Below are 26,355 nucleotides of genomic sequence, written 5' to 3'. Positions count from 1 at the left end.
AACGCCATGAGCGAAACCCCAAGCGGACAGGTGACCGACGCCATCCGCCACGCAGACATCCTGATCATCGGCGGCGGCCTCAGCGGCGCGATGCTGGCGGCGCAACTGTTGCGCCTGCCCGGCAAGCGCCAAGTGCTGGTGATCGAGCCCCGCGCCGAACTCGGTCGCGGCGAGGCCTACAGCGCCGTGGAGTTGGGCCATACCCTCAATGGCAACGCGGCACGCATGAGTGTCGACCCGGACAATGCCGACGACCTGACCCAATGGCTGACCGACTACATCGGTGCCGGTGGCTGGCCGGAATCGGACGAGCAGCACGTACCCATCAGCGAACTGTTTCCGCCACGGGGGATTTTCGGCCTGTACGTGCAACAACGTCTGGCCGAGGCGCAGACGGTGGGCGCGTTGAACGGTTCAACGGTGGAGCATGTGCGGGCCGAGGTGGTGGATCTGCAAACCGATGCGGATTCGGTGCGATTGACCTTGAACGATGGGCAGCGCTTGCAGGGGGCTTTCGCGGTGCTGGCGACCGGGATGTTTGCCGCTGCGCGCACGCCGCAGACCGAATCCAGCGGCCTGAATGCGGCGGCACTCGATCCCTGGGATGTGGCGGCCATGCGTCAACTCGATCCGTATTCGACGGTGCTGATCATCGGCTCGGGCCTGACGATGGTCGATGCCGTGGTGTCCCTGGAACAGGCCGGGCATCGCGGGCCGATCGAGGTGTTTTCCCGGCACGGCCTCCTGCCTCATGTGCGACGCCAGCCACCGGCCTGGGTCGATTTTCTGGCCGAGGACCCCAGCATTCGCACGCCACGCCAGTTGGTGCGCGAACTGCGCCGGCATTGCCGCGACGCCATCGCCCAGGGCATCGATTGGCAGGCGCCGCTGGACACGGTACGGGCACATATCGGTCGTTTGTGGAGTCAGGCAAGCGATGCACAGCGCCGGCAATTCGTGCGGCATGTGCGACCGTGGTGGGAGAGCCATCACCATCGCTCGCCGCCCTTGAGCGCCGAGCTGGTGGCGCGCTTGCACGGAGAAGGGCGGTTGCGCATTCAGGCGGCGTCGTTCAAAGGGCTTGCACCTTCCAAGGGCGGTGAAGTGAGCATCCGCATTCGTCGTCGGGGGGAAGTGCAGACGGTTGTCGTCAGTGGCGCCGCGTTGATCAACTCCAGCGGCATCGAGTACGACTGGCGCCGGGTGGCTCGGCCGTTGCCGCAGCAATTGCTGGCTCGCGGATTGATCCGGCCTGGACCGCTGGCGCTGGGGATTGCCGCACAGGTGGATGGCGCGGTGCTGGACGCCGAGGGTCGGGCAGCCAGTCGGCTGTTTGCCATGGGACCGCCGTTGCGCGGGATGTGGTGGGAAAGCACGGCCGTCACGGATGTCGCCAGCCAGGCCAAGGCCCTGGCCGCACGACTGGCCAATAACGCTGTGGCGAGCGAGCTTGCTCGCGCTTGAATGCGTAGCGCTCACAAAATCCCGAGACCGCTACGCCGCCCCTTCCAACCGGGGCGCGGAGCGGCCCATCGTTGCTATCGGGGCGTGGTGTCGCTGAGCCAGCGCTGCTTGATCCGGGCCAGGCGCCCGTCACGGTTCATTTCATCCAGCGCCTGTTGCCAGCGCGCCACCTGGCGCGCATCGGTCTGCAGGGAAAACGCGATGTAGCTGCCTTGCCGCATCAGCGGCATCTGGTACTGCAGCCGGTCGGGTGCCAGGCCTTCTTCGCGGGCCAGGGTCGCGATGGAGAGGGTGTCGGCCACCACGAACTCGGTAGGCCCCATGCGCGCCAGACGTACCATCTGCTCGGGCGTTTCGACGCCATACAGGTTGTTCAGACCCTGCTGCTGCAAGTAGCTGTAGGCCAGCCATTTGCGTGGCACGGCGATGCGTCCCAGGCGTGCGGCGTCCACCAGGCTGCGAACCGGTGGCTGGGTGCTGTCGGCTGAATAGAGCGCGGTTTCGACGTCCAGCAACGGCCCCACCCACTGGTACTGGCCATCGCGCTCGGCGGTGCGCAACACGGTGAAAACGGCGGTGGCGGGTTCGCTGCTGGCCATGTGCAAGGCGCGCAGCAACGGAACCTGCTGCAACTGCACTTGATCGCCGGTGCGCTCGGCCAGGGCCTTGACCACATCGACGCCGAACCCGACCAATTCACCGTTCTGTTGGAAATGCAGGGGGGGATGGATGTCGGTGAGCAGGTTCAGACTGGCTGCGGACGCATGCACGCTCAGAACCCATAGCAGGCAACCGATAAAGCGCTTCATGAATCGTCCTTGATGAAATGAAGCGCAAATCTTAGTACGGACGTACCGCCACTGTCCCGGACAATCTGCGGGGCTTTTGCGTCAGACATCAGGAAGGGTGGGGCACCCGGAAAATACCCTCAATCCTGGGCGTCGAGCATTTCCACCGGGTAGGAGAATACATAGCCTTCGCTGCGCACGGTTTTGATGTAGGTCGATTCTCGCGAGTCATCCTTCAAGCGTTGGCGCAGGCGGCTGACCAGCAAGTCGATGGAGCGGTCGAACAGGTCGGCGTCGCGACCCTGGGTCAGGTTGAGCAACTGGTCGCGGCTCAGCACCCGCTGTGGGTGATCGAGGAACACCCGCAACAGGCGATATTCCGCGCCGCTGAGGGCCACCAGGGTGCCGTCTTCATCGAGCAGATGACGGGCCGTGGTGTCCAGGCGCCAGCGACCGAAACCGAGCATGCGGCCGCTTTCGGTGATCAGCAGGTTGGGCGGCAACATCCGGGTACGGCGCAGCACCGCGTTGATCCGCGCCAGCAATTCGCGGGCGGCGAAAGGTTTGGTCAGGTAGTCGTCAGCGCCCATTTCCAGGCCAAGGATGCGGTCGGTTTCGTCGTCGCGCGCGGTGAGCATCAGGATCGGCGTGGCCTTGTGCTTGCCCGAGCGCAATTCACGGCACAGGACCAGGCCGTCGTCGCCGGGGAGCATGATGTCCAGTACGATCAGGTCCACCTGATTGGCTTCCAGGAAGCTGCGCATGTGTCGGCCGTCGGCGACCACGGTGGTGCGCAGGCCGTTTTTCTTCAGGTAGTTGCCGACCAGTTCGCGGATTTCCCGGTCGTCGTCGACGATCAGGATATGGTTGACGTGGTCCATTGCTTGGGTCCTCTTTTTGGTCCTTGGTGGCCTTTTAGCCGACCTGCGTTTTTTTGATTGAGTACATATCCGTTGCTGCGGTAACGGCGGCTTAGGGTTTCGCCCTTACGGCGAGGCACTTTTTTCAAACGCCAAAAAAGTACCCAAAAAGGCTCGCCCCGAGCGTCCGGCCCCTCGCTAAGGCTCGGCGTTCCTTCGCTGCGGTATCCATCCGGGGACACTGCCCTCCGGTCTGCTTCGCGACGACCTACATGCAGCGTGTTCGACTGCGTCGAACGGCGCTGCGCGCCACTCCCCGGATGAACACCTCCACTCAGCCTCCCGAAGGGGCGGGTGGATCAAGATCAAAAGCTGCAGGCGAGCTAACGCTCGGCCTGATGAGTGGTGAAGAGCGGGGGGGGGGGCGCCTTGCCTCTCTGTAGGAGCGAGCCTGCTCGCGATGAACGTCCGGGGCAACGCGGGCATTCAGGCAGCCCGCGTCATCGTTGACGACCATCGTCGGAACGCCGCCCGGAGCAGGCTCGCTCCTACAGGGGCTCTGGCTGCCGGTATCGTCATTGCCGATGTGGATACCCTAGACCCCAGCCTGCCGCACTTCGATATAGCGCGAAGGCGGCCTGCCGGCCGACCCATCACCCGCTGATGTACCCAATTCCCTGGAGCTGGCTTGCCAGCGAAGAGGGCAGCCCATTCAACATGGATGGCGCCTGACGCACCGCCTTCGCTGCGATGCGACGCCCCGGCAAGCCAGCTCCTACTTTCACCCCCCCGATCCCGTCCAGCCACCCTCACGAGCCATCTCGATCTCTCAATTTTATCCGCTGACGCCTGATTCCTCTGTCCACAGAAGCAGCAAGCCGAAGCAATGGCTTCGGCTTGCGATGTTACAGAACGACCTCGGCTTGATTACGCAACGACCTGATAGCACGGCACGTAGGCCGCGCCGCCGGGCAGTTTCATCCGGTGCTGGGCGACGAATGCCTTGAGCAGTTGATCCAGCGGTTGCATGACGGCCGCATCGCCACGGATCTGGTACGGTCCGTGTTCTTCGATCAGGCGGATGCCCTTGTCCTTGACGTTGCCGGCGACGATGCCGGAGAACGCGCGGCGCAGGTTGGCGGCCAGTTCGTGGGGCGGCAGGTCGCGGCTCAGTTTCAGGTTGGCCATGTTTTCGTGGGTCGGATCGAACGGACGCTGGAAGCCTTCGTCGATTTTCAACAGCCAGTTGAAGTGGAACGCGTCATTGCGCTCGCGGCGGAACTGCTTGACCGCTTTGAGGCCCTGGGTCATCTGCCGTGCGACTTCGGCCGGGTCGTCGATGATGATTTCGTAGTGCTGTTTGGCGCCATCGCCCAGGGTGGCGCCGACGAACGCGTCCAGCTGTTCCAGGTACGGCGCGGCGTGTTTCGGGCCGGTGAGGATGACCGGGAAGGGCAGGCCCTTGTTGTCCGGATGCATCAGGATGCCGAGCAGGTACAGGAACTCTTCGGCGGTGCCGGCGCCGCCCGGGAAGATGATGATGCCGTGGCCGACGCGGACAAAGGCTTCCAGGCGTTTCTCGATGTCCGGCAGGATCACCAGTTCGTTGACGATCGGGTTCGGTGCCTCGGCGGCGATGATGCCCGGTTCGGTCAAGCCCAGGTAACGACCGGCATGGATACGCTGCTTGGCGTGGGCGATGGTGGCGCCTTTCATCGGGCCCTTCATCACGCCGGGGCCGCAACCGGTGCAGACGTCGAGGTTGCGCAGGCCCAGTTCGTGGCCGACTTTCTTGGTGTACTTGTATTCTTCGGTGTTGATCGAGTGACCACCCCAGCACACCACGATTTTCGGCTCGACGCCGGGGCGCAGGGTGCGGGCGTTGCGCAGCAGGTGGAAGACGTAGTCGCTGATGCCCTGGGAGGTGCTCAGGTCGATGCGTTGGCTGTCGAGTTCATTTTCGGTGTAGACGATGTCGCGCAGGGCGCTGAACAGCATTTCCCGGGTGCTGGCGATCATTTCGCCATCGACGAAAGCGTCGGCCGGGGCGTTCAGCAATTCCAGGCGTACGCCGCGGTCTTGTTGGTGAATGCGGATTTCGAAGTCCTTGTAGGCTTCGAGAATGGTCTTGGCGTTGTCGACGTGGGCGCCGGTGTTGAGGATGGCCAGGGCGCATTGGCGGAAGATGTTGTAGGTGCTGCCGGATCCGGCTTCGCTCAGTTGCTGGACTTCCCGTTGGGACAGGGTTTCCAGGCTGCCTTTCGGGCTGACCGAGGCGTTGATTACTTGTCGTTGGGTCATTCAATGATCCTTAAAACGATGTCATCCCCACAGAAACAACGAATGACATCCGAATAGTGTGTATCCATGAAAGAAGATGGCACTAATTGCACGCTCTCGCCACGTCCCCCGTTTGACGATGAAAAGATGAAAAGGAGCTCCAGCATAGCTAAATCCCGTGCAGAGGCGATAATGCCCGCAATCTTTTTACCCGCGACTGAAGGAAACCCGACGTAATGTTCGAAATCCAGCCGATGAACGCCGAAACCTATCGGCAACAAACGCGGCGCAGTACGGTGATCATCGCCCTGATTTTCCTGACGCTGGCCATGGCACTGTCGGCCCTGGCGGTGGCGTTGTTCGGTGAGCCTGGCGGGGACAATCTTCGATTCAACATTGGCGGCGTGTTTGCTGCCGTGCTGGTGATGGCGGCGCTGATGCGCCAGGTGTTCTGGACCCGGCAATGGATGGCGCCGGCGGTCTACAGCTGGCAGCTCAAACGCAGCCTGATGAGCATCACCAACGTCATGCACCATGTCACGACGGCAGTGGAGGCGGGCGATCCGACGGCGATGAAGCTGTTGCGCTTCTATCATCTTGGGTTGAGCCAGATGCACCAACTGGACGGCAACTCCAGCGATCATGGGCAATTGAACCGGGAAATGGAACAACACGAGGCGCGGATGGCCGCGCTGGGCATCGATACCGGGCAGACGCGGCTGGATCCGCTCTGGATCGAAGCCGTGAAGCAGGCGCGGTAGGCGCTGGCGCAGCCCACCAACATTCAAGGAGCGAGGGCATGGGACATCCGTCCATTCACGACCACATCGAAAAAAACCGGCCCGGCGTCGCCAGGCTCAAGGTGCGCTCGGCCGTCACGCTGATGCTTGCGGTGTGCCTGTCGATGATGGTGATCGTGATCTGGGAGACGTGGAACTCGCGTCAGTACCACTTGCACGACAAGGAAGTGGCGATGTCCAACCTAGCGCAGACCCTGGCCTCGCAAGCGCAGTCGTCAATCAAGCAGGCCGATACGCTGCTGTTTGCGTTGGTCGATCGCCTGGAAAACGAGGGCATCGCGCCTGGGCAACTGGATCGCCTGCAACGCTTGCTCGGCGCCGAGCGCAGTGAACTGAGCCAGATCCACGGCCTGTTCGTGTATGACGAAAACGGACGCTGGATCGCCAATTCCAACGGTGCCGAAGTGGGCGGTGCCAATAACTCGGACCGTGAGTATTTCATCTACCACCGCGATCATCCCGACCGGGGGCCGCACATCGGTCCGTCGATCAAAAGCCGTTCCAGCGGCGAATGGATCATGACGGTGTCGCGCCGGGTCAATCACCCGGATGGCAGTTTTGCCGGTGTGGCACTGGCCACTCTCTACCTGAACCACTTCCTGCAACTCTACGACAGCATCGACATGGGCGATAACGGGGTCATCAACCTGATCGCCGACGATGCCAGCATCATCGTGCGTCGACCGTTCAATGAGGCCGACATCGGCGCGAACCTGTCAAAGAGCCCGCTGTTCACCCAGCTGCTGCCCGCCGCGAGTTCCGGCACGGCGACGATCAGGTCCCTCATGGATGGCGTCGAACGGGTGGTGGGTTATCGCCGGGTCGAGGGTTATCCGCTGATCGTCTTCGTCGCCCTCGACAAGCAGGAAGTGCTGGCCAGCTGGCGCAAGCAGTCGATGCTCAGCGCCGGGATCGTCGCGGTGCTGCTGGGCTTTCTCGGCGTGCTCGGCTTTCGCCTGATCAAGCTGATGAAGCAGCAGGATCGGGTCCAGACCGAGCTGCTTGGCACCCAGGAAAAACTTCTGGAGCTCAATCGCAACCTTGAACTACTGGCGCTCGAGGACGCATTGACCGGACTGGCCAACCGCCGCCAGTTCGATTTGTTCATTCATTCGGAAATGGGACGTGCGCGGCGCAACGTCACGGACCTGGCGCTGCTGATGATCGATGTCGACCATTTCAAGGCCTTCAACGATCAATATGGCCATCTGGCCGGCGATGAGTGTCTGCGCAAAATCGCCGCCATCATCACCGATCACATCAAGCGCCCCAAGGATCTGGCGGCCCGGTTCGGTGGCGAAGAGTTTGCCGTGGTGTTGCCCGGCACCGATTACGTAGGGGCGTTCCTGGTGGCGGAAAAAATCCGCCAAGCAGTGCTGACAGCCGGTCTTCAGCACAGTGAAAGCCCCGAGGGCAGGGTGACCGTGAGCGTGGGTGTCTGCGGCCACGGCCCGGCATCGCAAGCGCAGACGGACGACTTGATCGGTGCCGCCGACAAGGCGCTGTACGTGGCCAAGGCCAGCGGGCGCAACATGAGCGTGATTGCCAACTGACGCTCAGACAAAGCGGTCGCTGCCTTGAACCAGTTGGGTCGCCAGGTACGACTGCTTGAGTTTTTCCAGCCACCAGCCCAGCGCGCGACCGTCGTGGTCGCCGCGCCATCCGGCATACAGGATGTTGGGCTCACGCGGATCGGCCATCTGCTTCTCAATCAGGGCGCCGCTTTTGAGTAGCGAGCCGACCCGGTGCCTGGGCAACCAACCCACGCCCAAACCGTCGCACTGCGCGAGGATTTTCGCGCGCATGGTCGGAAGCGCCAGCACGCTCTGGCCGCTGGAAACGCCGTAAGTACTGCCCTCGGTCGCGCGCGACGAGTCGGCGACGACAATCGCCCGGTGTTGCGCCACCTGGGCGCGTGATACCGGTTCCCTGGCCTTGGCCAGCGGATGCTTTGGCGACACGGCGAACACCCACTCCATTTCGCCCAACTGCATCCAGCGCAAGGACGGGATCGCCGGCGGTTCGTTGGTGGCACCGATGATCAGGTCCGCGCGGCCTTCACGCAGGGCTTCCCAAACCCCGCGCAGCACTTCCTGGGTGATGCGCAGCGGGACGCCGGATCCCAGGGCGTCAAACTCATGGATCACCGGCATCAATGTCTCGAATTCCAACAGTTCATCGGTGACGATCCACAAGCGGCTCTCCCAGCCGTTGGCCACTTGCTGCACCCGTTGGGTCAGGCGCGAGACGTCCTGCATCAGCCGCGCCGCTTCGTTCACCAGCAACTCGCCGGCGGGGGTGAGTTGCAGGCGATAACGACGGCGATCGAACAGCAGCGCATCGAAGCGTTCTTCCAGTTGCCGGGCGGCGTAGGACACCGTGGACGGCGCCTTGCCCAGATGAGCGGCGGCCCGCGACAGACTGCCGGTTTCGCGGATGGCTTCGAGCAGTGCCAGGTCTTCAATCGACAGCATGTTTTTCAATCCTCAATCGGGCACTCCCTATTGCAAGAGCCTGGCTGGCCAGCGAAGGCGTCCCCAGTGTTGCCATCTTCGGCAGGCAAAACCGGGTGAATCAGGGCGTTCGGCGCAATTTCCATCGCCGCAACAATCGAAGATAGACCAGCCCGTTGATCAGCAGCACAACACTGCCCAAAACGAGTTGAATGGCTGGCGTCAGGCCGGCCGGATAAATCACCGGCCAAACGTAATGTTCGATGAATCCACCGCCATAGCCGGCGTCCCCGGCTGCCTGGCGCAGGTGATTTTCCCAGTCGGTGAGTGGGCAGGGCAGGTGGAAAAACTCCACCGCCATACCCCACAGCGCCACGGGCAAATGCCAGGCGATCAATTGACGCCACTGGAGCGCCAGCAGGCCGCCGCCCACCACAAACAGGATGAACAGCAAATGAAACAGCACCAGCCCATCGGCGGCGATTCGGTAGGGCATGTCGACTCCCGGACGCGTCAGGTGAGTGCCTCCATGGTACGCGGGCGGGTGGCGGGCGCTCTATCGATTGTCGTGCGCCAGGGTGCCGAGTACCTCCTTCAATCGCGTCACCATGGCCTCGCTGCTGCGTTGCATCGGTGCACGCAGTTCATCACCGATCAAGCCTTGCAGGGCCAGGGCGGTTTTCACCGGGGCGGGATTGGGTTCGATGAACAGGCTTTGAATCAGTGGCAACAACTGGAAGAACGTCACGCGCCCGGCGGCCAGTTGGTTGTCGCGGATCTGTTGATACAGCTGGACGAACCGTTCCGGATGAACATGCGCCGACGCGGCAATCGCGCCTTTGGCGCCCAGGCACAGGGCGTTGAAGATCTGGTTGTCTTCACCGCACAGCACATCGACCTGGCCGCTGTTGAGCAAGGCGAGGGTGTTCGAGAAGTTACCGCCGCAATCCTTGATGGCGACGATGCGTTCATGGGCCACGATGTTCAGCAGGGTCGCCTGTTCGAAAGCGACCCCGGTGCGGTAAGGAATGTCGTAGAGAATCAGCGGCACGCTGGAAGCGTCGGCCACGGTCTGGAAAAACGCTTCGAGGCCAGCCTGGGACGGGCGGATGTAATACGGCGGCGGCACCAGCAAACCTGCCACCGGACGCTTCAGGATCTCGCGCTGGAACTGCAGCAACTCGCTCAGGTTGTTGCCGGCCAGGCCCATGACGATGCGATCGGCCGGCACCAGCTCGAGTACGGCATCGAGTACCGCCAGTTGCTCCTGTTTGCTCATGGCTGCCGGTTCGCCGGTGGTGCCACAGACAACCAGGCCGTCGACGCCCTTTTCCAGCAGGTGGCTGACCAGCCGGCGCAAGCCGACGAAATCGATGGCACCGTTGTGGAACGGCGTGACCAGTGGAACCCAGATACCTTGAAACGATGACATACGCTGACTCCTGAAGGTTTGACCGATTTCGTCACCGTCAGAAGCGTAGAAGGAAGCAAGCAAGGGGAGGGTGGTCCGTCGCGCTCAATGTCCTGTCAGCTCATCTGACGGGACAGCGCGCCCCGGTCACATGAGCGACTGTTTCTTCGATTTGAGGGCGTGCGCAACGCAACCTTGCGCCTTGGCATTCAAGCCAATGACGTCAATGTTGAGGTAGAAGGTTGCGGACATGTTTGCTTACACCCTGAATGAGGTGCCCAGTTTTAAAAGGCGGCGCCGGGTTTGTCAATCACGAAAATCTGTGAACGCCGCGCGCATGCGCCCGTTGCGCTTGGCCTGATAGAGCAACTTGTCCACCTGTTCGACGAACGCCAGTGCCGTGGTGTGCGGCGTTGCATGGGTGGTACCGACCCCCAGGCTCAGGCTGAGCAAGGGCGATACAACGGAAAATTCGTGGGGAATCTGTTGTTGGCGAATCAGGTGCAGGCACTTGTTGGCCACCAATCGGGCGGATTCGGCGTCGGTTTCCGGCAGCAGCCAGACGAACTCTTCGCCGCCGATCCGGGCGATGAAATCCCGTGGCCGATTCGCCGCCAGCGACAGCGTGCGCGCCACACGGCGCAGGCATTCGTCACCCTTGATGTGGCCGTAATGGTCGTTGTACTGCTTGAAATAATCGATATCCAGCACGATCACCGACAGCGGCGCGCCGCTGCGCTGGGCGCTGGTCCATTCCCGTTCCAGCACAGTGTCGAACATGCGCCGGTTGGCAATGCCCGTCAGGCCGTCCTGGAAGGAATATTCCTCGAGCTGTTTCTGCAGGCGAATCAGGTGCTCTTCGGTTTTCTTGCGCTCGCTGATGTCGAACATGAAGCCGACCAGCGCTTCGACCTCGCCGTCCTTGCGCACCACGTGCACCACATCGCGAATCCACACGTATTCACCGTTGCGGGTCAGTGCGCGGTAATCCGCCTCGTGATCGACGCCGGCACGGGATTGCGAGACGCAGAACTCCACCACGTAGTCGCGATCGTCCGGGTGCATGCGTTCGACCCAGTCGTTGACCCCGACCCAACTGTCCTGCGCCCAACCCAGCAGGCTCTCGATCTGCGGGCCGATGTAGCTGAAGGTCATGGTCTTCCAGTCGATTCGCCACGGGATCGCCTTGGTCGACTCAAGCAGGGTTTTATAGACGTCGCTGTCGGTTTCGACTGAATGCATGAACGGCCGCACCTTGAGGGGGAAAATGCAGCGCCATCATGTTGCTACTACTGAGCCGGCGCAAGCAGGCAGCCGATGAATGGCAATGTGCGCAAGATCGTTCAAGCCAACGGCGGCCAGAGCTGGCACAGTTTGCTGTCTTTCACTGGTTGTCGAGCGTTATGTCCAACTCACTCATGCCGCGCAGTGCGTTTCTTCGCGGCGCTGCGGCGATCATGCCGTTGTCCCTGGCCACCGCACCCTGGGGGTTGCTGGCCGGTTCCATGGCCATCGAAGCCAATCTCACCCCCCTGCAAGGCCAGGGCCTGTCGAGCATCGTGTTTGCCGGCGCCGCGCAATTGGTGGCCATCGGCATGCTCAAGGGCGGTGCCGGGATCTTTTCGATTCTGTTGACCACCTTGTTACTGACCTCCCAGCATCTGCTCTACGGGATGAGCCTGCGTTCGGTGATTTCGCCGCTGCCGGGGCGCTGGCGGGCAGGATTGGGCTTTCTGCTCACCGACGAGTTGTTCGCCCTGACCAGTCAGTACGACAAGCAACAATTCAACCGCTGGTACGCCCTGGGTGTCGGCTTGACGTTCTACGTCGCCTGGAACCTCTTCACCCTGCTGGGCATCGTGCTCGGCAGCAGCATTCCGGGCCTGGAGCACCTGGGGCTGGATTTCTCCATCGCCGCCACCTTCATCGCCCTGATCACCCCGGTGGTGCGCAATGTGCCGACCGTGGTGTGCGTCGCGGTGTCGCTGTTCTGTTCGGTGCTGTTCAGCTACTGGCAATGGGGCTCGGCGCTGGTGTTGTCGGGGTTGGCGGGCATGAGCGCCGGTTTTATCTGCAATAAATTCCAGGGTGAACGCACATGATGGTCTGGGCAGTGATTATCGGGATGGGCGTGTTGGTGTTTCTCAACCGCTACGTGTTTCTGGAACCGCGGCTGCCAGTGCGCTTGAGCAGCAATGCCCGACAGTTCCTGGGCTTTGCCGTGCCGGGCATGTTGACCGCCATCTGCGGGCCGATTGTGTTCATGCCGGAAAAGCAGCTGAATCTGCATTGGGACAACCCGTACCTGATCAGTTCGCTGGTGGCCGTCGGCCTGGTGCTCTACACCCGCAATACCTTGCTCAGCATGCTGTTGAGCATGGGCTTCTTCTTTCTGCTGCGAGGGTGGCTTTGAGCCGGACACCGGAAATTGTTCTACGCTTAAAGTTGATGACCGATCCCTTCAGGAAGAGAGGTGAACATGGCAACTGACCCAAAGCGTCCGGACCTGGACGATGACACGGATGAACCGACGGAAGAAGAGCTCGAGCAGCAGAAGCACGCTGAGCAGACATGGAAACATGACGACAGCCGTGAGTTGTCGGAGCGCGACATGGAGCGCCCATTGAAGCCCTGACCGGGCTGCGTACAAATAAGCCCCCACTGTAGGAGCGAGCCTGCTCCGGACGGCGTTCCGACGTGGACCCAAGGACGGCGCGTTTAGCCAGTGAACACGCGCTATCGTTAACGACCATCGCGAGCAGGCTCGCTCCTACAAGTGGAGCACGTTCATTCAACTGAACCCCATTGCCATTGAACGGGGCTTTTCAATTCTTCAAGTGTGGATCAGGCGTCGTCCAACAGAAACTCGGGATGAGCGGCCCGATACCCCAGGGTTTTGTCGAGCCAGGCGTTCAACTCATTGACCATCACCGGCGGTTTGCCCGGATATCTTTCGAGGGTTGAACTCAGTAAGTGATTGATATTGTGGACTGTTCGCAGGTTCCGGGTCTTTATGTATTGCCCGATAAAACAGTCGAGTTGGTAGTGTTCTGTCGGCGAAAGATAAATGCACGCCAGACCCACGACTTGATTCATTGCAAAATCGTCGCGCAATTTAGTTCTCTGCAAGGCTTGTTTTCAGGGATTTCCTTAGTTGTTGACTCTTTGGTCAACTGGGTGGTGCAACTGGAAATGCGGCGCGCATGCTATCGGTAGTTTTTATAAATGTATGCACGATCAACGAATTGTCGGACAAGCGGTTAATTCACCAAACTCATGGATATATATAAGTGTTAATTGATTGAAACAGTCGGCATGACGAAGTTGGTTATGTCTTGTATAAACAATTGTTGGTTATGCCAATGTTCCTGTCGTTATTGACATATTCAAGTTATTTCATCAATCAATGTGGCCGCCTGATTTCTGACGTTGCCAACCGCTTTGGCGACCTTGTGCCATTGGAACGCGTCACTGCCTTCACCCTGCAAAAGTACCATCTGTTCGGCACGTTCCTTCGGGGTGGCCGGGTCCAGCCATTCCCGCGCCAGCTCGGCTGACAGCACGACGGGGCGGCGGTCGTGTATGTCCAGCAAACCGCCAGCGCTGTCGGCGGTGATGATGACAAAGCCGTCATCGTCTCGCGGCGCGGCGCCGCCAAGTGGGAACTGCCCGATCGCCGCACAGTAGATCGGCCCCCGGTCGCGTCGTCGGATCAGCCAGGGTTGGCGGGTGCCGTCTCCGGCGTCGACCCATTCGAACCAGTTGTCTATCGGGCAGATCGCGCGGTGCGGCCAGATCGCCCGGAAAAACGGGCCATGGGCGACTTTCTCGACCCGCGCATTGATCGGTGCCGCACGATCCTTAGCCCAGTGCGGGCGCCAGCCCCATCGCTGCCGATCGGCGTGCAGGCCGTCGCTTTCCAGATGCAGCAGCGCAAGCTGCGTGGTCGGCGCGGCGTTGTAGCGCGCCAAGGGTTCATCGCCAACGTGATTGATCAGTGCATCGGGAATGCTCAGCACGGCAACGAAATCGTGAATGCCTCGATACTGCGACAGTCTTCCGCACATTGAATGAACCCTCCGCTGGGAGTTTCAGCATAGATGCTCAAATCATTTCAGAGCACCCAACTCCGCAGGCGTCCGGCTTGCCGCGAAGCTGTGGACCAGGCAAGGCGGCGACTGTTTCAGTATTCCTTATCCATTAATCCCGGATGCCGGGCAGCGCCGGAACCAAACTCTGTGTACCCTGATCCAACCTCGGCCCACAGCGACCTGCGGGCTGGCGAAGGATGAACGGGCGAAGGACTTTGCCGTTTGACGTGGTGACCGAAACGGTCTGGCCCAAGGCAAAACATGAAACAGTTGGTCAAGGTTTTATCGGCGATCGCCATGGCAGCCAGTCTGCTGGGTTGCATCGCCGCCCCTATCGAAATGACACCGCAGACTGAACAACGTCTACGCACCCAACCCCCGATCCGCTTTCTGCTGACCTTCGATGACGGTCCCAGCGCGTCGAGTTTCTGGAACCCGACTGAAACCGTGCTCGATAGCCTGACGCGCAATGGGTTGCAGCCGGACATCAAGGCCGTGTTCTTTGTGCAGACCCGCGCCTCACGGGCCGGCGGCAGTGACATCGGGCGCGCGGTCATGCACCACGAGCGCGATGCCGGGCACATTCTGGGCTTTCACACCGCCACGCCTTCGCACACCAACCATCGCTCCCTCGACCCGCAAACGCTGGAACAATCACTCATCAATGGCAGCGCCGACATCGCCGCGATCACCGGCGCGCCCCCGACGCTGCTGCGCCCGCCATTCTGGAACTACGACAAGCGCACCTTCGCCGCGTATCAGCAGCACGGCATGCATGTGTTGCTCACCGATTTGAGTGCCAACGACGGCAAGATCTGGGGCTTTAACGCCAGCCCCCGCCGGCGCGCCCACTTCCTGCGCTCGATGTCCGAAGTACGCGAGCGCATCGCCCGGGGCGAGCTGCCGGTGGTGGATGGGGTGATTCCGGTGGTGGTGACGTTCCACGATCTCAATCGCTATACCGCGCGGCACACCCGCGAGTACCTGCAAATCCTGCTCGACAGCGCCCAGGCGACAGGGGTGAGAACCGCCGAACAGCCTTTCTACGACGATACGGCCGCGCTGCAGCGGGCGGCGATGGCGCGTACCGTGCGCGACAGTTCGCAGCCGGTTGAGTTACCCGGTTTCTGGAACTGGATCTGGGGCGGAAATTCCGATTGAAAAAATGCTCGAAACTGCGAGGCAGCTAACACTTTTTGCTGGCGCAGGATTGGTAAACAGCATCTATCCTGAGTGGGATCCAATCCGATCAATTGCCGTGCGAGGCAGCGGCCATGGTTCCCATTTCAGTTCTTTGCAACATAGTCGAGTCCGGTTTTGTGCCGTTGGCCTGCGAATGCACGGAGAACGGCGGGTTGCTCCGTATCGAGATCTACGAACCGGTGAGCGGGCGAGTGGAGCTGTTATTGAGCGGTGTCTCGACCGAAGACTTGACCAGTGTGCGTGCCATTTCCGAATTCATTGGCGAGTTGCGCACCGAGATGAAAGCCGGGCGCCGGGCGTTTGCCGGTTAACGCCGATCGCGGCTCATGAGGACCTGTGGAAAGGGAGCAAGCTTCCTCTCCACAGGTCCTCATGAGCCCTGCGGCAGCAGCTCATCAATCATCCGCAAACAATGGTTCAACCCCGGTGACACGTCGCCGACCCGCCGGCTGAGAATGATTGGCGAGGTCGCGTTGTCTTCCAGCAACGGGGTGAAACCAATGTCGTCGCGGTGCAGCAGTTGCACCGAGGCCGGCACCAGCGTGACGCCGATTCCAGCCCCCACCAGTCCGATCGCCGTTTGCAGTTCGTTGGTCCATTGCGCGACATGGATACTCACGCCGTAGGATTCGAAGAGTGCAATCACGTGGTCGGCGTAACTCGGCCGGGGGTTGCCGGGGTACAGCACGAAGGCTTCTTTGGCCAGGTCACGCAGGCTGATGGGACCGGCGAGCAAGGGGTGGCCGGCGGGCAGGGCGGCGACCAGGCGATCTTCGGTGAGGACGGTCTGGATGATCGCCGGATCATCGATACGGATACGCCCGAAGCCAATGTCGATACGCCCGGCCTTCAGCGCCTGAACCTGCTGCAGGGTGGTCATCTCCGACAGCCCCAGCTCCAGCTCCAGTGGTTCGCCGCTGCGCAGGCGGCGAATCAGTTCCGGCAACACGCCGTAGAGCGTCGACGGCGCAAAACCGATGCCCAGCCAGGTCTTTTCCCCCAGGCCGATACGCCGCGTGTTGTCGCAGACCTTGTTCAGTTGTTCGAGCAGGGCCGTGGAGTGTTCATGGAAAAAACGCCCGGCGTCGGTCAGTTTCAGCGGTCGCCCGCGTTCGAGCAGGATCACGCCGAGTTCATCTTCCAGTTGCTGGATCTGCCGGCTCAAGGGCGGTTGGGCGATGTGCAGCAACTCGGCGGCGCGGGTGAAATTGAGGGTTTGAGCCAAGACCTGAAAATAACGCAGGTGACGCAGTTCCATAGAGCCTCCAGTCGGCCATCAGTTGCATACCTTTAAGGTATCAAATCAGACAAATTCTATATTGGCTTCCTGAAAAAAGCCGTACCAGAATCGATTCCAGAACTTCAAGAACCTGACGCGGGTATCGAAATGCTTGCAACAGCCATTGAATCGATCGAGACGATCATCGTCGATCTGCCGACCATCCGCCCGCACAAGCTGGCGATGCACACCATGCAGAACCAGACCCTGGTGATCATTCGCGTGCGTTGCGCCGATGGCATCGAAGGCATCGGCGAATCGACCACCATCGGTGGCCTGGCTTACGGCAACGAAAGCCCCGACAGCATCAAGACCAACATCGACACGCACTTTGCGCCGCTGTTGATCGGCCAGGACAGCGGCAACGTCAATGCCGCGATGTTGCGCCTGGAACGCAGCATCCGTGGCAACACCTTCGCCAAATCCGGGATCGAAACCGCGTTGCTCGACGCCCAGGGCAAGCGCTTGGGCCTGCCGGTCAGCGAGTTGCTCGGCGGTCGCGTGCGTGACGCTCTGCCGGTGGCCTGGACCCTGGCCAGTGGCGACACCGAGAAAGACATCGCCGAAGCGGAAAAAATGCTCGACCTGCGCCGCCATCGCATCTTCAAACTGAAAATCGGTGCCGGTGAAGTCAACCGCGACCTGGCACACGTGATTGCGATCAAGAAAGCCTTGGGTGACCGCGCCAGCGTGCGGGTCGACGTCAATCAGGCCTGGGACGAAGCGGTTGCGCTGCGTGCTTGCCGGATTCTCGGCACCAATGGCATTGACCTGATCGAACAGCCGATTTCGCGCAATAACCGCGCCGGCATGGTGCGCCTGAACGCCATGAGTCCGGCGCCGATCATGGCGGACGAATCCATCGAGTGCGTGGAAGACGCGTTCAACCTGGCCCGTGAAGGCGCGGCTTCGGTGTTCGCCCTGAAGATCGCCAAGAACGGTGGCCCGCGTGCGGTGCTGCGTACCGCCTCCATCGCCGAGGCAGCGGGTATCGGCCTGTACGGCGGCACCATGCTCGAAGGCGGCCTCGGCACGATGGCGTCGGCCCATGCCTTTATCACCTTGAACAAGCTGGCGTGGGACACCGAACTGTTCGGCCCGCTGCTGCTGACCGAAGACATCCTCAGCGAACCGCTGGTGTATCGCGATTTCGAGCTGCACGTACCGAAAACCCCGGGGCTGGGCCTGAGCCTGGATGAAGAACGCCTGGCGTTTTTCCGCCGCGACAAAACATCCACTGCCATTCATCAAGCCTGAGGAGAGCATTATGCTGTTCCACGTAAAAATGACCGTGAACCTGCCGGTCGATATGAATCCGGAAGCAGCCGCCAGACTGAAAGCTGACGAGAAAGCCCTGGCCCAACGCCTGCAAGAGCAAGGCAAGTGGCGTCATCTGTGGCGCATCGCCGGGCATTACGCGAACTACAGCGTGTTCGATGTCGACAGCGTTCAGGAACTGCACGACCTGCTCATGCAATTGCCGTTGTTCCCGTACATGGCCATCGAGATCGACGCGATGTGCCGTCATCCTTCTTCCATCCGTGACGATGACCGCTGAACGGCGCCTGTTCAGCTCGCAACGCCCATAATTACAAGATGAGGACCCACCCAAATGAACGTCAAGATTTCCCATACTGCTGAAGTCCAGAAGTTTCTCGAAGAGGCCAGCGGCCTGCACAACGATGCCGGCAGCCCGCGCGTCAAAGCCCTGATGTACCGCATCCTGCGTGATTCGGTGAACATCATCGAAGACCTCGCCGTGACCCCGGAAGAGTTCTGGAAAGCCGTCAACTACCTGAACGTCCTGGGCGCGCGCCAAGAGGCCGGGCTGGTGGTGGCCGGGCTCGGCCTGGAGCATTACCTCGACCTGCTGATGGATGCCGAAGACGAACAGGCCGGCAAATCCGGCGGCACGCCGCGCACCATCGAAGGTCCGCTGTACGTGGCCGGTGCGCCACTGTCCCAGGGCGAAGCACGCCTCGATGATGGCGTGGATCCGGGTGTGACCCTGTTCATGCAAGGTCGCGTGTTCAACACCGCTGGCGAACCGCTGGCCGGCGCCGTGGTAGATGTGTGGCACGCCAACACTGGCGGCACCTACTCGTACTTCGACACCGCGCAATCGGAATTCAACCTGCGTCGTCGCATCGTCACCGATGCCGAAGGCCGCTACCGTTTCCGCAGCATCGTGCCGTCGGGCTACGGTTGCCCACCGGACGGTCCGACCCAGCAACTGCTCGATCAACTGGGCCGTCACGGCCAGCGCCCGGCGCACATCCACTTCTTCATTTCCGCGCCGGACCATCGCCACCTGACCACGCAGATCAACCTCGATGGCGATCAATACCTGCACGACGATTTCGCCTACGCCACCCGTGACGAGTTGATCGCCAAGATCACCTTCAGCGATGACCAGGCGCGTGCAGCGGCCCACGGTGTCAGCGGTCGATTCGCGGAAATCGAGTTCGACTTCACCCTGCAGTCGTCGGCCCAGCCTGAAGAGCAGCAGCGCCACGAGCGGGTTCGCGCACTGGAGGACTGATCGAAAAAACCTGTAGGAGCGAGACTGCTCGCGATGGTCGTTAACGATAACGCGTGTTTACTGGCTAAACACGGTGTTCTCGAGTCCATCGCGAGCAGGCTCGCTCCTACAGGCGTTTCGGTTCTAGAATGAAACGATGCAACCCATAACAACAATCAGAGTGACCCGATGATGCAAGCGCAACTGTTGAGTCAGCGCAGCAGAGTGTTCGACCATGCCGACCCCCATGCAGTGTCTGGCTACGTCAATCAGCACGTCGGCAACCACTGTATTCTCATGCCCCGCGCAGGCCAGCCTCTGGCCAGTCTCGACCATCGCAAATTCGCCAGCCTCGATCTGTGTCGCATCAGCTACGGTGGCAGCGTGCGGGTGACCTCGGGCGCGCTGGAGGATATCTATCACCTGCAAGTGTTGCTGCGCGGCAACTGCCTGTGGCGCGGGCACGGCCAGGAACATTATTTCGCCCCCGGCGAATTGCTGCTGATCAACCCCGACGATCCGGTCGATCTGACGTACTCGGCCGATTGCGAAAAATTCATTCTGAAAGTCCCCACCCGGTTGTTCGAGTCGGTCTGTGATGAGCAGCGCTGGCGTTATCCGGGGCAGGGCGTGCGCTTTGTGGAGAACCGTTATCAGCTCAATGAGCTGGAAGGTTTCGTCAACTTGCTGGCGATGATTTGCCAGGAGGCCGAGGCCACCGAGCAGATTCCCAGGGTGCAGGAGCATTACACGCAGATCATCGTCAGCAAGATGCTCAGCCTGATGAAGACCAATGTCAGTCGCGAGTGCCTCGGTTCGCCGACGGCCACCTTTGACGTGATCGCCGATTACATCGCACAGAACCTCAAGCGAGACATCGACAGCGAAGAACTGGCACGCCAGGCCAGCATGAGCCTGCGTTCCTTGTATGGCCTGTTTGAGCGCAACGCCGGGGTCACGCCGAAAAACTACATCCGCCAAAAGCGCCTGGAACGCATCAACGCCTGCCTGAGCGACCCGACCTGCAATGTGCGCAACGTCACCGAAGTGGCCATGGATTACGGTTTCCTGCACCTGGGACGGTTCTCCGACAGCTACCGCAAGCAGTTCGGCGAGCTACCTTCCGACACCCTCAAACGCAGGCTCTGAGCCCCCATCCTTCAGGGGCTGGCTTGCCAGCCAAGGCCGAAGCAAAAACAAAAAAGGGCCCGCGCAACCCGACGTTGCGCTGGCCCGAGGGTGACACCTGACTACGGTCCACTGGTATGGACCGCAATGAATCAATGGGCTCCGGCAGCCTTGTTCAGATCGCTTTCAGCCCATTCGGTATAGACGCAGGCATCCGCCGTCGCCCAGCGCACACGCACCGGATCTCCCGCCTTCATGGGCATGCCGGCCGCCGACAACGCCTTGACGGTCATCGACGTGCCGCCCGAAGTCACCACGCTGCAGGTCTGGCTTTCGCCCAGGAACAGCACTTCCACGACCTTGGCCGAGACTTCATTCCAGCCTGCCGCCAGGGGCTCCTTGGCCGCTTGCTCAACGCTCAAGGCCAGCGCCTTTTCCGGACGCACCATCAGCAGCACATCCTGATGGGTTTGCAGCCCGGCGGTCAGGCGGATCGACAGCGACTGACCTTCAAACGAAGCCGCCGCATTGCCCTGGGCCTTGAGCTTGAGGAAGTTCGAGTTGCCGAGGAACGAGGCGACAAACGCATTCGGCGGGTTCTGGTACAGGTCATAGCCGCTGCCCAGGCCAACGATCTTGCCGTGGCTGAAGATCGCGATGCGCTGGGACAAACGCATGGCTTCTTCCTGATCGTGAGTCACGTAGACGATGGTGATGCCCAGGCGCCGATGCAGCTGGCGCAGTTCATCCTGCAAGTCTTCACGCAGTTTTTTGTCCAGGGCGCCGAGGGGTTCGTCCATCAGCAGGATGCGTGGCTCGTAGACCAGCGCCCGAGCGATGGCGACCCGCTGTTGCTGACCGCCGGAGAGTTGCGAAGGGCGGCGATGGGCAAATTGCTCCAGCTGCACCAGCTTGAGCATCGCATCGACCCGGCGTTCACGTTCGGCCGCGGCCAGCTTGCGAATCGTCAGCGGGAAGGCGATGTTGTCGCGCACCGACAGATGCGGGAACAGCGAGTAGCGCTGGAACACCATGCCGATGTCGCGCTTGTGCGGCGGTACATTGACCAGCGACTGGCCGTTGACCAGGATCTCGCCGCTGCTCGGGGTTTCGAAGCCGGCGAGCATCGACAGGGTGGTGCTTTTGCCGGAGCCGCTGGAGCCGAGGAAGGTCAGGAACTCACCGTCCTTGATGTCCAGCGAGATGTTGTCCACGGCGGCGAAGTCGCCGTAGTACTTGTTCAGGTTGCGCAGGCTGACCAGCGGCTGGTCGTTTTGTTGCGCGCTATCTTTGATCACTGCACTCATGTCGTACTCCTGCGCGCTCAGGCGCTGATTTCGTTGCGCCGGCGCAGTGCGGCGGCGATCACCATGACCAATACCGAGAGGCCGATCAGCAGCGTCGAAGCGACGGCGATCACGGGCGTCAGGTCCTGGCGCAGGGTGGTCCACATTTTCACGGGAAGGGTCTGCAGGGTCGGGCTGGCCATCATCACGCTCAGCACCACTTCATCCCACGAGACGAGGAAGGCGAAGAGGGCGCCGGCCACCATGCCCGGGCGAATCGCCGGGAAGGTCACCTTGAACACCGCTTGCAGGCGCGAAGCACCGCAGATCACCGCCGCATCCTCGATCGACTGGTCGAACAGCTTCAGCGAGTTGATGATCGAGATGATGGTGAACGGCAACGCGACAATCACATGGCTGACCACGAACGCGAACATCGTCCCGGTGTAGCCCAGTTTCAGGAACAGCGCGTACACCGCCACCGCGATGATCACCAATGGCACGATCATCGGCAGGGTGAACAGGCCGTAGAGCATTTCCCGACCGGGGAAGCGACCGCGCACGAGGGCGAACGCCGTCGGCAGGCCCAGGGCCACCGCAAAGAGCGTGGTCAGCACCGCGACCTTGAGGCTGGCCATGGCCGCGTTCATCCAGTCGGCGTTGGAGAAGAACTGGACGTACCATTTCAGCGTCCAGCCCGGTGGCGGGAACACCAGCCATTGCGACGACCCGAACGACAGCAGCACGATGAACACGATCGGCAGCAACAGGAACAGACCGATCAGCCCGGTGGTGGTGTACAGGCCGAAGCGCATCCGGCGGCTCATGGCATTGGGAGTCAGGAGCATGACGGCTTACCTCGCGTTACTGGCGCCAACCGGGGATTCCGGCTGAAGCTTCAGGTAGAAGTAGAACAGCACCAGCGTAATGACGATCAGCAACGCGGCGCCGGCGCTGGCCAGGCCCCAGTTGAGGAACGACTGCACCTGCTGAATGATGAACTCGGGCAGCATCATGTTCTGCGCACCGCCCAGCAGTGCCGGGGTGACGTAGTAACCCAGCGACATCACGAACACCATCAAGCCGCCGGAGAACAGCCCCGGCCGGCACAGCGGCAGGAACACCCGGAAGAAGTTGGTCCACGGACTGGCGCCGCAGATCGAACCGGCCTGCAGGATCATCGGGTCGATGGCCTGCATGGTCGCCTGCAGCGGCAGCACGATGAACGGGATCATGATGTAGCTCATGCCGATCACCACGCCGGTCAGGTTGTGCACCATCTCCAGCGGCTGATCGATGATGCCCATGGCCATCAGTGCCTTGTTGATCACCCCGGAGGCTTGCAGCAGCACCAGCCAGGAGTAGGTACGGGCGAGGAGGCTGGTCCACATCGACAACAGCACGATGTTGAGAAGCCAGCGGCCCCAGCCGCGCGGCACCAGGGTGATCGCCCAGGCCAGCGGGAAGCCCAGCAACAGGCTGAACAGCGTGACCAGGCCGGCCACCGAGAAGGTGTTGAGCAACACCCGGGCGTACGCCGAGTTGGCGAACAACTGTTCGTAATTGCCCAGGCCCGGCACCGGTTCAAGCACGCCGCGCAGCAGCAGGCCAATCAACGGCGCGAGGAAGAACAGGCCGAGGAACAACAGCGCGGGGATCAGGTTGCTCGCACCACGCCAGCGTTGCGCCAGGGTCGGGGTTTGCGTCATCGCAGCGGCCTTGCCGGCAGCGCCGGAGGCGCTCCCGACGGGCGTGGATGGACGGGACGCGGTTACCGTCATTTTCATTTGACCAGCCATTCGTTCCACCGTGTCGCGATGGCCGGACCGTTCTTGGCCCAGTACGCGAAATCAAGAGTGATCTGATCCTTAACGTAGGCCGTCGGCAGGTTAGGGGCGAGCACCGAGTCCAGGCGCGCGACGCTGTCGACGTTGACCGGGGCGTAGGCGGTCAGGTTGGAGAAGTCGGCCTGGCCCTTGGCACTGCTGGCGTTGGCCAGGAACTTCATCGCCGCGTCCTTGTTTTTCGAACCTTTTGGAATGACCAGGATATCGGCCATGACCAGGTTCTGTTTCCAGCTTACGCCAACCGGGGCGCCGTCTTCCTGCAGGGCGTGGATCCGGCCGTTCCAGAACTGACCCATGCTCGCTTCGCCAGAGGCCAGCAACTGTTGCGACTGCGCGCCACCGCCCCACCAGACGATGTCTTTCTTGATGGTGTCGAGTTTCTTGAAGGCGCGATCCAGGTCCAGCGGGTAGAGCTTGTCGGCAGGCACGCCGTCGGCCAGCAGCGCCAGTTCCAGCACGCCAGGGCTCGGCCATTTGTAGAGGGCGCGTTTGCCGGGGTAGGTCTTGGTGTCGAACAGCGCGGACCAGTCCTGAGGCTTGGCGGCGCCGAGCTTGCCTTCGTTGTAGCCGAGGACGAAGGAGAAGAAGAACGAACCGACACCGTGATCGGAGACGAACCGCGGGTCGATCTTGGTGCGATCGATGACTTTGAAATCGAGGGGTTCGAGCAAGCCTTCGGAGGCGGCGCGCAAGGCGAAGTCAGCTTCGACATCGACCACGTCCCATTGCACGTTGCCGCTTTCGACCATGGCTTTGAGCTTGCCGTAGTCGGTCGGGCCATCCTGGACCACGGTGATGCCGGTGGCCTTGCTGAACGGGTCGGCCCAGGCCTGCTTCTGCGCGTCCTGGGTGCTACCGCCCCAGCTGACGAAGTTGACGCTTTCAGCCGCCATCAACGCCTGGCTGGTGACGCTCAGCAGTCCCGCAAAAATCGCTGCGGTTACACGTTTGTTCAACACCATTTTCACGCCCTCATTGTTGTGTTTATGAGCGGGGCTTTTGAGTGCCCGCCAGTCGGGAGCAGTAGGCCCTTCGAGTCAGTTCTGACTGTCCGGTCTATGGAATATCATATTATGGTATTCCAAACTTTGTGCAAGCACTTTGCCTTACCGGCTATCTGCCGAATCGGTTTTTTTTTGGAAAACTTCGGTGCCTGTGATCACCACCATCCCTTGTGGTAGCGAGCTTGCTCGCTCCCACAAGGGCAATTCCGCTCGGGTCATTGGGTGAAGGGAATGCTCTCCACTACTTCCAGGTCGTACCCGGTCAAACCGGCGTATTTCAGCGGTGGCCCCAGGTGCCGCAGCTTGCCCACGCCAAGGTTTTGCAGGATCTGCGCACCGGTACCCACTTCCGAATAGATCCGCGACTGCGAACGGCTGAACTGCCGTGGCGTTTGGGTCAATTGCGGTACGCGTTCGAGCAACGCTTGCGAGGATTCATGATTGGCCAGCACCACAACCACGCCACGTCCTTCTTCAGCCACTCGCTGTAACGCCGCCCATAACGTCCAGTTGGACGGCCCGCTGTATTCGGCACCGACCAGATCGCGCAACGGGTCGATCACGTGCACGCGCACCAATGTCGCTTCATCGCGGCGCAAGTCGCCCATCACCATGGCCATGTGGACACCGCCTTCGATGCGGTCCTCAAAGGTGATCAGACGGAAGGTGCCATGCACCGTAGGCAGCTCGCGCTCGCCGATGCGTACCACCGTGTGTTCGGTACTTAAACGATAGTGGATCAGATCGGCGATGGTGCCGATCTTGATCCCGTGTTTGCGCGCGAACACTTCCAGATCCGGGCGGCGGGCCATGGTGCCGTCGTCGTTCATGACTTCGACGATCACCGAAGCCGGGGTGAAGCCGGCCAGGCGCGCCAGGTCGCAACCGGCCTCGGTATGCCCGGCGCGGGTCAGGACGCCGCCTTCCCGGGCGCGCAGGGGGAAAATATGACCGGGCTGCACGATATCGGCGGCGCTCGCGCCGTGGGCCACGGCCGCAGCGACGGTACGCGCCCGGTCGGCGGCGGAGATGCCGGTGGTCACACCGACGGCGGCTTCGATCGACACGGTGAACGCCGTGCTGAACACGCTGCCATTGCTCGGCACCATCTGTTCCAGGCCAAGGCGCTGGCAGTGCTCGTCGGTCAAGGTCAGGCAGATCAGCCCGCGTGCTTCCCGGGCCATGAAGCTGATGGCTTCGGCGCTGCAACGGTCGGCGGCGAGCAACAGGTCGCCTTCGTTTTCCCGGTCCTCGTCGTCAACCAGGAGCACCATCTTGCCTTGGCGGTAGTCTTCGATGATTTCTTCGATGCTGTTGAAGGCCATGTCTGGATTCTCGGTGTTTGATGGAGATGCGTTGTGGTATACCATAATACAAAACAACCAGAGAGGTCACTATGAAGGCGTACTGGATTGCTCACGTGGATATCACCGACCCCGATCAATACAGCCACTACACCCAGCGCGCACCCAAGGCGTTTGCCGAATACGGCGGGCGGATATTGGCGCGCGGCGGGCGCAGCGAGGCGATGGAAGGGCGGCAAACACCGCAACGCAGTGTGGTGATCGAGTTTGAGTCCTATGACCAGGCGGTGGCCTGTTATCGGTCGGATCTCTATCAAGAGGCCAAGGGGCGCCGCGAGGGGGCGGCTCGGGCCGAGGTGATCATCGTCGAGGGAGTGGCGCCGGTTTGATGGGTGGATACCCTTCAGGTTTTCCTGGATCTACTGTAGGAACTGGCTTGTCGGGGGGCCGCATCGCAGCGATGGCGGCCTGACAGCCGACCTGCGTTTTGTTGATTGAGTACATATCCGTTGCTGCGGTAACGGCGGCTGGCGGTTTCGCCCTTACGGCCATCCCTTTCAAGGTCTTTTCGTTTTGGCGGCCTTGATTACCCTGTCCGTTGAAACATGAGCATGCACCGCTGTGCCTTGGACCCAC

General features: G+C 61.3%; 28 protein-coding genes. 13 read left to right on the top strand and 15 right to left on the bottom strand.

The features are described 5' to 3' along the window. Nucleotides 1-6 precede the first annotated feature (6 nt). On the top strand, nucleotides 7-1,464 hold the full coding sequence (locus F7R06_RS12395; protein ID WP_090319487.1) for an FAD/NAD(P)-binding protein: 1,458 nt from the start codon (nucleotides 7-9) through the stop codon (nucleotides 1,462-1,464). A gap of 74 nt (nucleotides 1,465-1,538) precedes the next feature. Here the strand turns inward: F7R06_RS12395 and F7R06_RS12390 are convergent, their stop codons facing one another. The 3 genes from F7R06_RS12390 to ppnN form a co-directional block, all read right to left on the bottom strand. Then, entirely contained in the window at nucleotides 1,539-2,273 is a 735-nt protein-coding gene (locus F7R06_RS12390; RefSeq protein WP_090319490.1) for a substrate-binding periplasmic protein, read from the bottom strand. Between the two features lie 119 nt (nucleotides 2,274-2,392). Beyond that, nucleotides 2,393-3,133, bottom strand: a complete 741-nt coding sequence (locus F7R06_RS12385; RefSeq protein WP_090319493.1) for a response regulator — start codon at nucleotides 3,131-3,133, stop codon at nucleotides 2,393-2,395. A 906-nt stretch (nucleotides 3,134-4,039) separates the two neighbouring features. Next, nucleotides 4,040-5,413, bottom strand: a complete 1,374-nt coding sequence (ppnN, locus tag F7R06_RS12375; protein ID WP_090319497.1) for a nucleotide 5'-monophosphate nucleosidase PpnN — start codon at nucleotides 5,411-5,413, stop codon at nucleotides 4,040-4,042. Between the two features lie 215 nt (nucleotides 5,414-5,628). Here ppnN and F7R06_RS12370 point away from each other — a divergent pair, with 215 nt between their 5' ends. Together F7R06_RS12370 and F7R06_RS12365 are read left to right on the top strand one after the other, a co-directional pair. Next, a complete protein-coding gene (locus tag F7R06_RS12370; protein ID WP_090319500.1) occupies nucleotides 5,629-6,153 on the top strand; it encodes a DUF3087 domain-containing protein in 525 nt (174 codons plus the stop codon). A 38-nt stretch (nucleotides 6,154-6,191) separates the two neighbouring features. Further along, entirely contained in the window at nucleotides 6,192-7,745 is a 1,554-nt protein-coding gene (locus F7R06_RS12365; RefSeq protein ID WP_090319503.1) for a sensor domain-containing diguanylate cyclase, read from the top strand. 3 nt (nucleotides 7,746-7,748) lie between these two features. Here F7R06_RS12365 and F7R06_RS12360 read toward each other — a convergent pair whose 3' ends face one another. From F7R06_RS12360 to F7R06_RS12345, 4 genes are all read right to left on the bottom strand, one after another. After that, nucleotides 7,749-8,666 carry a LysR family transcriptional regulator gene (locus F7R06_RS12360; RefSeq protein WP_090319507.1) on the bottom strand — a complete coding sequence of 306 codons (918 nt, stop codon included), beginning with the start codon at nucleotides 8,664-8,666 and terminating at the stop codon, nucleotides 7,749-7,751. A gap of 100 nt (nucleotides 8,667-8,766) precedes the next feature. Beyond that, on the bottom strand, nucleotides 8,767-9,141 hold the full coding sequence (locus tag F7R06_RS12355) for a DUF2784 domain-containing protein (RefSeq protein ID WP_090319511.1): 375 nt from the start codon (nucleotides 9,139-9,141) through the stop codon (nucleotides 8,767-8,769). A 60-nt stretch (nucleotides 9,142-9,201) separates the two neighbouring features. Then, entirely contained in the window at nucleotides 9,202-10,077 is an 876-nt protein-coding gene (gene dapA, locus F7R06_RS12350) for a 4-hydroxy-tetrahydrodipicolinate synthase (protein ID WP_090319515.1), read from the bottom strand. A gap of 285 nt (nucleotides 10,078-10,362) precedes the next feature. Beyond that, on the bottom strand, nucleotides 10,363-11,298 hold the full coding sequence (locus F7R06_RS12345; RefSeq protein ID WP_090319518.1) for a GGDEF domain-containing protein: 936 nt from the start codon (nucleotides 11,296-11,298) through the stop codon (nucleotides 10,363-10,365). Nucleotides 11,299-11,459: 161 nt separating this feature from the next. On the opposite strand from F7R06_RS12345, the gene F7R06_RS12340 reads away from it, so the two are divergent. From F7R06_RS12340 to F7R06_RS30745, 3 genes are all read left to right on the top strand, one after another. Then, complete coding sequence (locus tag F7R06_RS12340; protein ID WP_090319521.1) at nucleotides 11,460-12,158, top strand: AzlC family ABC transporter permease; 699 nt, start codon at nucleotides 11,460-11,462, stop codon at nucleotides 12,156-12,158. Then, nucleotides 12,158-12,469 (top strand): AzlD domain-containing protein, encoded by a 312-nt coding sequence (locus F7R06_RS12335; protein WP_162842384.1) that lies wholly within the window; start codon nucleotides 12,158-12,160, stop codon nucleotides 12,467-12,469. The genes F7R06_RS12340 and F7R06_RS12335 overlap by 1 nt, the downstream gene beginning before the upstream one ends. A 66-nt stretch (nucleotides 12,470-12,535) precedes the next feature. Next, the gene (locus F7R06_RS30745) at nucleotides 12,536-12,691 is read left to right on the top strand and encodes a hypothetical protein (protein ID WP_162842367.1); all 156 of its coding nucleotides are present in this window, start codon (nucleotides 12,536-12,538) and stop codon (nucleotides 12,689-12,691) included. 209 nt (nucleotides 12,692-12,900) lie between these two features. Here F7R06_RS30745 and F7R06_RS12330 read toward each other — a convergent pair whose 3' ends face one another. Together F7R06_RS12330 and F7R06_RS12325 are read right to left on the bottom strand one after the other, a co-directional pair. Then, nucleotides 12,901-13,170 (bottom strand): hypothetical protein, encoded by a 270-nt coding sequence (locus F7R06_RS12330; RefSeq protein ID WP_090319527.1) that lies wholly within the window; start codon nucleotides 13,168-13,170, stop codon nucleotides 12,901-12,903. 272 nt (nucleotides 13,171-13,442) lie between these two features. Further along, on the bottom strand, nucleotides 13,443-14,123 hold the full coding sequence (locus F7R06_RS12325; RefSeq protein WP_090319531.1) for an SOS response-associated peptidase family protein: 681 nt from the start codon (nucleotides 14,121-14,123) through the stop codon (nucleotides 13,443-13,445). Nucleotides 14,124-14,408: 285 nt separating this feature from the next. On the opposite strand from F7R06_RS12325, the gene F7R06_RS12320 reads away from it, so the two are divergent. Together F7R06_RS12320 and F7R06_RS12315 are read left to right on the top strand one after the other, a co-directional pair. Beyond that, nucleotides 14,409-15,308, top strand: a complete 900-nt coding sequence (locus tag F7R06_RS12320) for a polysaccharide deacetylase family protein (protein WP_090319533.1) — start codon at nucleotides 14,409-14,411, stop codon at nucleotides 15,306-15,308. 113 nt (nucleotides 15,309-15,421) lie between these two features. Continuing rightward, complete coding sequence (locus tag F7R06_RS12315; RefSeq protein WP_090319536.1) at nucleotides 15,422-15,661, top strand: DUF1652 domain-containing protein; 240 nt, start codon at nucleotides 15,422-15,424, stop codon at nucleotides 15,659-15,661. Nucleotides 15,662-15,720: 59 nt separating this feature from the next. Here F7R06_RS12315 and F7R06_RS12310 read toward each other — a convergent pair whose 3' ends face one another. Continuing rightward, entirely contained in the window at nucleotides 15,721-16,608 is an 888-nt protein-coding gene (locus F7R06_RS12310) for a LysR family transcriptional regulator (RefSeq protein ID WP_090319539.1), read from the bottom strand. A 129-nt stretch (nucleotides 16,609-16,737) separates the two neighbouring features. Here F7R06_RS12310 and F7R06_RS12305 point away from each other — a divergent pair, with 129 nt between their 5' ends. The 4 genes from F7R06_RS12305 to F7R06_RS12290 all read left to right on the top strand — a co-directional run bounded on the left by F7R06_RS12305 (nucleotide 16,738) and on the right by F7R06_RS12290 (nucleotide 20,299). Beyond that, nucleotides 16,738-17,886, top strand: coding sequence for a muconate cycloisomerase family protein (locus tag F7R06_RS12305; protein ID WP_151149674.1), 1,149 nt, complete (start codon nucleotides 16,738-16,740; stop codon nucleotides 17,884-17,886). A gap of 10 nt (nucleotides 17,887-17,896) precedes the next feature. After that, nucleotides 17,897-18,187, top strand: a complete 291-nt coding sequence (gene catC, locus F7R06_RS12300; protein ID WP_007978984.1) for a muconolactone Delta-isomerase — start codon at nucleotides 17,897-17,899, stop codon at nucleotides 18,185-18,187. A 54-nt stretch (nucleotides 18,188-18,241) separates the two neighbouring features. Further along, nucleotides 18,242-19,171, top strand: coding sequence for a catechol 1,2-dioxygenase (gene catA, locus F7R06_RS12295; protein WP_090319542.1), 930 nt, complete (start codon nucleotides 18,242-18,244; stop codon nucleotides 19,169-19,171). Nucleotides 19,172-19,339: 168 nt separating this feature from the next. Continuing rightward, nucleotides 19,340-20,299, top strand: a complete 960-nt coding sequence (locus tag F7R06_RS12290) for an AraC family transcriptional regulator (protein WP_090319545.1) — start codon at nucleotides 19,340-19,342, stop codon at nucleotides 20,297-20,299. 131 nt (nucleotides 20,300-20,430) lie between these two features. Here F7R06_RS12290 and F7R06_RS12285 read toward each other — a convergent pair whose 3' ends face one another. From F7R06_RS12285 to ribBA, 5 genes are all read right to left on the bottom strand, one after another. Then, complete coding sequence (locus F7R06_RS12285) at nucleotides 20,431-21,585, bottom strand: ABC transporter ATP-binding protein (protein ID WP_090319548.1); 1,155 nt, start codon at nucleotides 21,583-21,585, stop codon at nucleotides 20,431-20,433. A 17-nt stretch (nucleotides 21,586-21,602) separates the two neighbouring features. Next, on the bottom strand, nucleotides 21,603-22,412 hold the full coding sequence (locus F7R06_RS12280) for an ABC transporter permease (protein WP_090319550.1): 810 nt from the start codon (nucleotides 22,410-22,412) through the stop codon (nucleotides 21,603-21,605). Nucleotides 22,413-22,418: 6 nt separating this feature from the next. Continuing rightward, on the bottom strand, nucleotides 22,419-23,351 hold the full coding sequence (locus tag F7R06_RS12275) for an ABC transporter permease (protein WP_162493934.1): 933 nt from the start codon (nucleotides 23,349-23,351) through the stop codon (nucleotides 22,419-22,421). Further along, entirely contained in the window at nucleotides 23,348-24,373 is a 1,026-nt protein-coding gene (locus tag F7R06_RS12270) for an ABC transporter substrate-binding protein (protein ID WP_090319557.1), read from the bottom strand. Before F7R06_RS12270 ends, F7R06_RS12275 begins: the two co-directional genes overlap by 4 nt. Before the next feature lie 257 nt (nucleotides 24,374-24,630). Next, nucleotides 24,631-25,740: a bifunctional 3,4-dihydroxy-2-butanone-4-phosphate synthase/GTP cyclohydrolase II gene (gene ribBA / locus F7R06_RS12265; RefSeq protein ID WP_090319560.1), complete on the bottom strand. Its 1,110-nt coding sequence runs from the start codon at nucleotides 25,738-25,740 to the stop codon at nucleotides 24,631-24,633. 71 nt (nucleotides 25,741-25,811) lie between these two features. Between ribBA and F7R06_RS12260 the strand changes: the two genes are divergently transcribed. After that, a complete protein-coding gene (locus F7R06_RS12260) occupies nucleotides 25,812-26,108 on the top strand; it encodes a DUF1330 domain-containing protein (protein ID WP_090319564.1) in 297 nt (98 codons plus the stop codon). Nucleotides 26,109-26,355 lie beyond the last annotated feature (247 nt).

The organism is Pseudomonas moorei, assembly GCF_008801475.1.
GTDB lineage: Bacteria > Pseudomonadota > Gammaproteobacteria > Pseudomonadales > Pseudomonadaceae > Aquipseudomonas > Aquipseudomonas moorei.
Note: the sequence above shows the minus strand (reverse complement) of the source record. Positions and strands in the feature narration are given on the sequence as shown.

Excerpts from the sequence above, each read along its gene's own strand:
- F7R06_RS12325 (WP_090319531.1), bottom strand. The coding sequence starts at position 14,123 with ATGTGCGGAAGACTGTCGCAGTATCGAGGCATTCACGATTTCGTTGCC.
- F7R06_RS12340 (WP_090319521.1), top strand. The coding sequence starts at position 11,460 with ATGTCCAACTCACTCATGCCGCGCAGTGCGTTTCTTCGCGGCGCTGCG.
- F7R06_RS12275 (WP_162493934.1), bottom strand. The coding sequence starts at position 23,351 with ATGAAAATGACGGTAACCGCGTCCCGTCCATCCACGCCCGTCGGGAGC.
- F7R06_RS12395 (WP_090319487.1), top strand. The coding sequence starts at position 7 with ATGAGCGAAACCCCAAGCGGACAGGTGACCGACGCCATCCGCCACGCA.
- F7R06_RS12280 (WP_090319550.1), bottom strand. The coding sequence starts at position 22,412 with ATGCTCCTGACTCCCAATGCCATGAGCCGCCGGATGCGCTTCGGCCTG.
- F7R06_RS12345 (WP_090319518.1), bottom strand. The coding sequence starts at position 11,298 with ATGCATTCAGTCGAAACCGACAGCGACGTCTATAAAACCCTGCTTGAG.
- catC (WP_007978984.1), top strand. The coding sequence starts at position 17,897 with ATGCTGTTCCACGTAAAAATGACCGTGAACCTGCCGGTCGATATGAAT.
- F7R06_RS12390 (WP_090319490.1), bottom strand. The coding sequence starts at position 2,273 with ATGAAGCGCTTTATCGGTTGCCTGCTATGGGTTCTGAGCGTGCATGCG.
- F7R06_RS12370 (WP_090319500.1), top strand. The coding sequence starts at position 5,629 with ATGTTCGAAATCCAGCCGATGAACGCCGAAACCTATCGGCAACAAACG.
- F7R06_RS12385 (WP_090319493.1), bottom strand. The coding sequence starts at position 3,133 with ATGGACCACGTCAACCATATCCTGATCGTCGACGACGACCGGGAAATC.
- F7R06_RS12360 (WP_090319507.1), bottom strand. The coding sequence starts at position 8,666 with ATGCTGTCGATTGAAGACCTGGCACTGCTCGAAGCCATCCGCGAAACC.
- F7R06_RS12290 (WP_090319545.1), top strand. The coding sequence starts at position 19,340 with ATGATGCAAGCGCAACTGTTGAGTCAGCGCAGCAGAGTGTTCGACCAT.
- F7R06_RS12305 (WP_151149674.1), top strand. The coding sequence starts at position 16,738 with ATGCTTGCAACAGCCATTGAATCGATCGAGACGATCATCGTCGATCTG.
- F7R06_RS12270 (WP_090319557.1), bottom strand. The coding sequence starts at position 24,373 with ATGGTGTTGAACAAACGTGTAACCGCAGCGATTTTTGCGGGACTGCTG.
- catA (WP_090319542.1), top strand. The coding sequence starts at position 18,242 with ATGAACGTCAAGATTTCCCATACTGCTGAAGTCCAGAAGTTTCTCGAA.
- F7R06_RS12365 (WP_090319503.1), top strand. The coding sequence starts at position 6,192 with ATGGGACATCCGTCCATTCACGACCACATCGAAAAAAACCGGCCCGGC.
- F7R06_RS12260 (WP_090319564.1), top strand. The coding sequence starts at position 25,812 with ATGAAGGCGTACTGGATTGCTCACGTGGATATCACCGACCCCGATCAA.
- F7R06_RS12320 (WP_090319533.1), top strand. The coding sequence starts at position 14,409 with ATGAAACAGTTGGTCAAGGTTTTATCGGCGATCGCCATGGCAGCCAGT.
- F7R06_RS12355 (WP_090319511.1), bottom strand. The coding sequence starts at position 9,141 with ATGCCCTACCGAATCGCCGCCGATGGGCTGGTGCTGTTTCATTTGCTG.
- F7R06_RS12285 (WP_090319548.1), bottom strand. The coding sequence starts at position 21,585 with ATGAGTGCAGTGATCAAAGATAGCGCGCAACAAAACGACCAGCCGCTG.
- F7R06_RS12335 (WP_162842384.1), top strand. The coding sequence starts at position 12,158 with ATGGTCTGGGCAGTGATTATCGGGATGGGCGTGTTGGTGTTTCTCAAC.
- ppnN (WP_090319497.1), bottom strand. The coding sequence starts at position 5,413 with ATGACCCAACGACAAGTAATCAACGCCTCGGTCAGCCCGAAAGGCAGC.
- F7R06_RS30745 (WP_162842367.1), top strand. The coding sequence starts at position 12,536 with ATGGCAACTGACCCAAAGCGTCCGGACCTGGACGATGACACGGATGAA.
- F7R06_RS12315 (WP_090319536.1), top strand. The coding sequence starts at position 15,422 with ATGGTTCCCATTTCAGTTCTTTGCAACATAGTCGAGTCCGGTTTTGTG.
- F7R06_RS12310 (WP_090319539.1), bottom strand. The coding sequence starts at position 16,608 with ATGGAACTGCGTCACCTGCGTTATTTTCAGGTCTTGGCTCAAACCCTC.
- ribBA (WP_090319560.1), bottom strand. The coding sequence starts at position 25,740 with ATGGCCTTCAACAGCATCGAAGAAATCATCGAAGACTACCGCCAAGGC.
- dapA (WP_090319515.1), bottom strand. The coding sequence starts at position 10,077 with ATGTCATCGTTTCAAGGTATCTGGGTTCCACTGGTCACGCCGTTCCAC.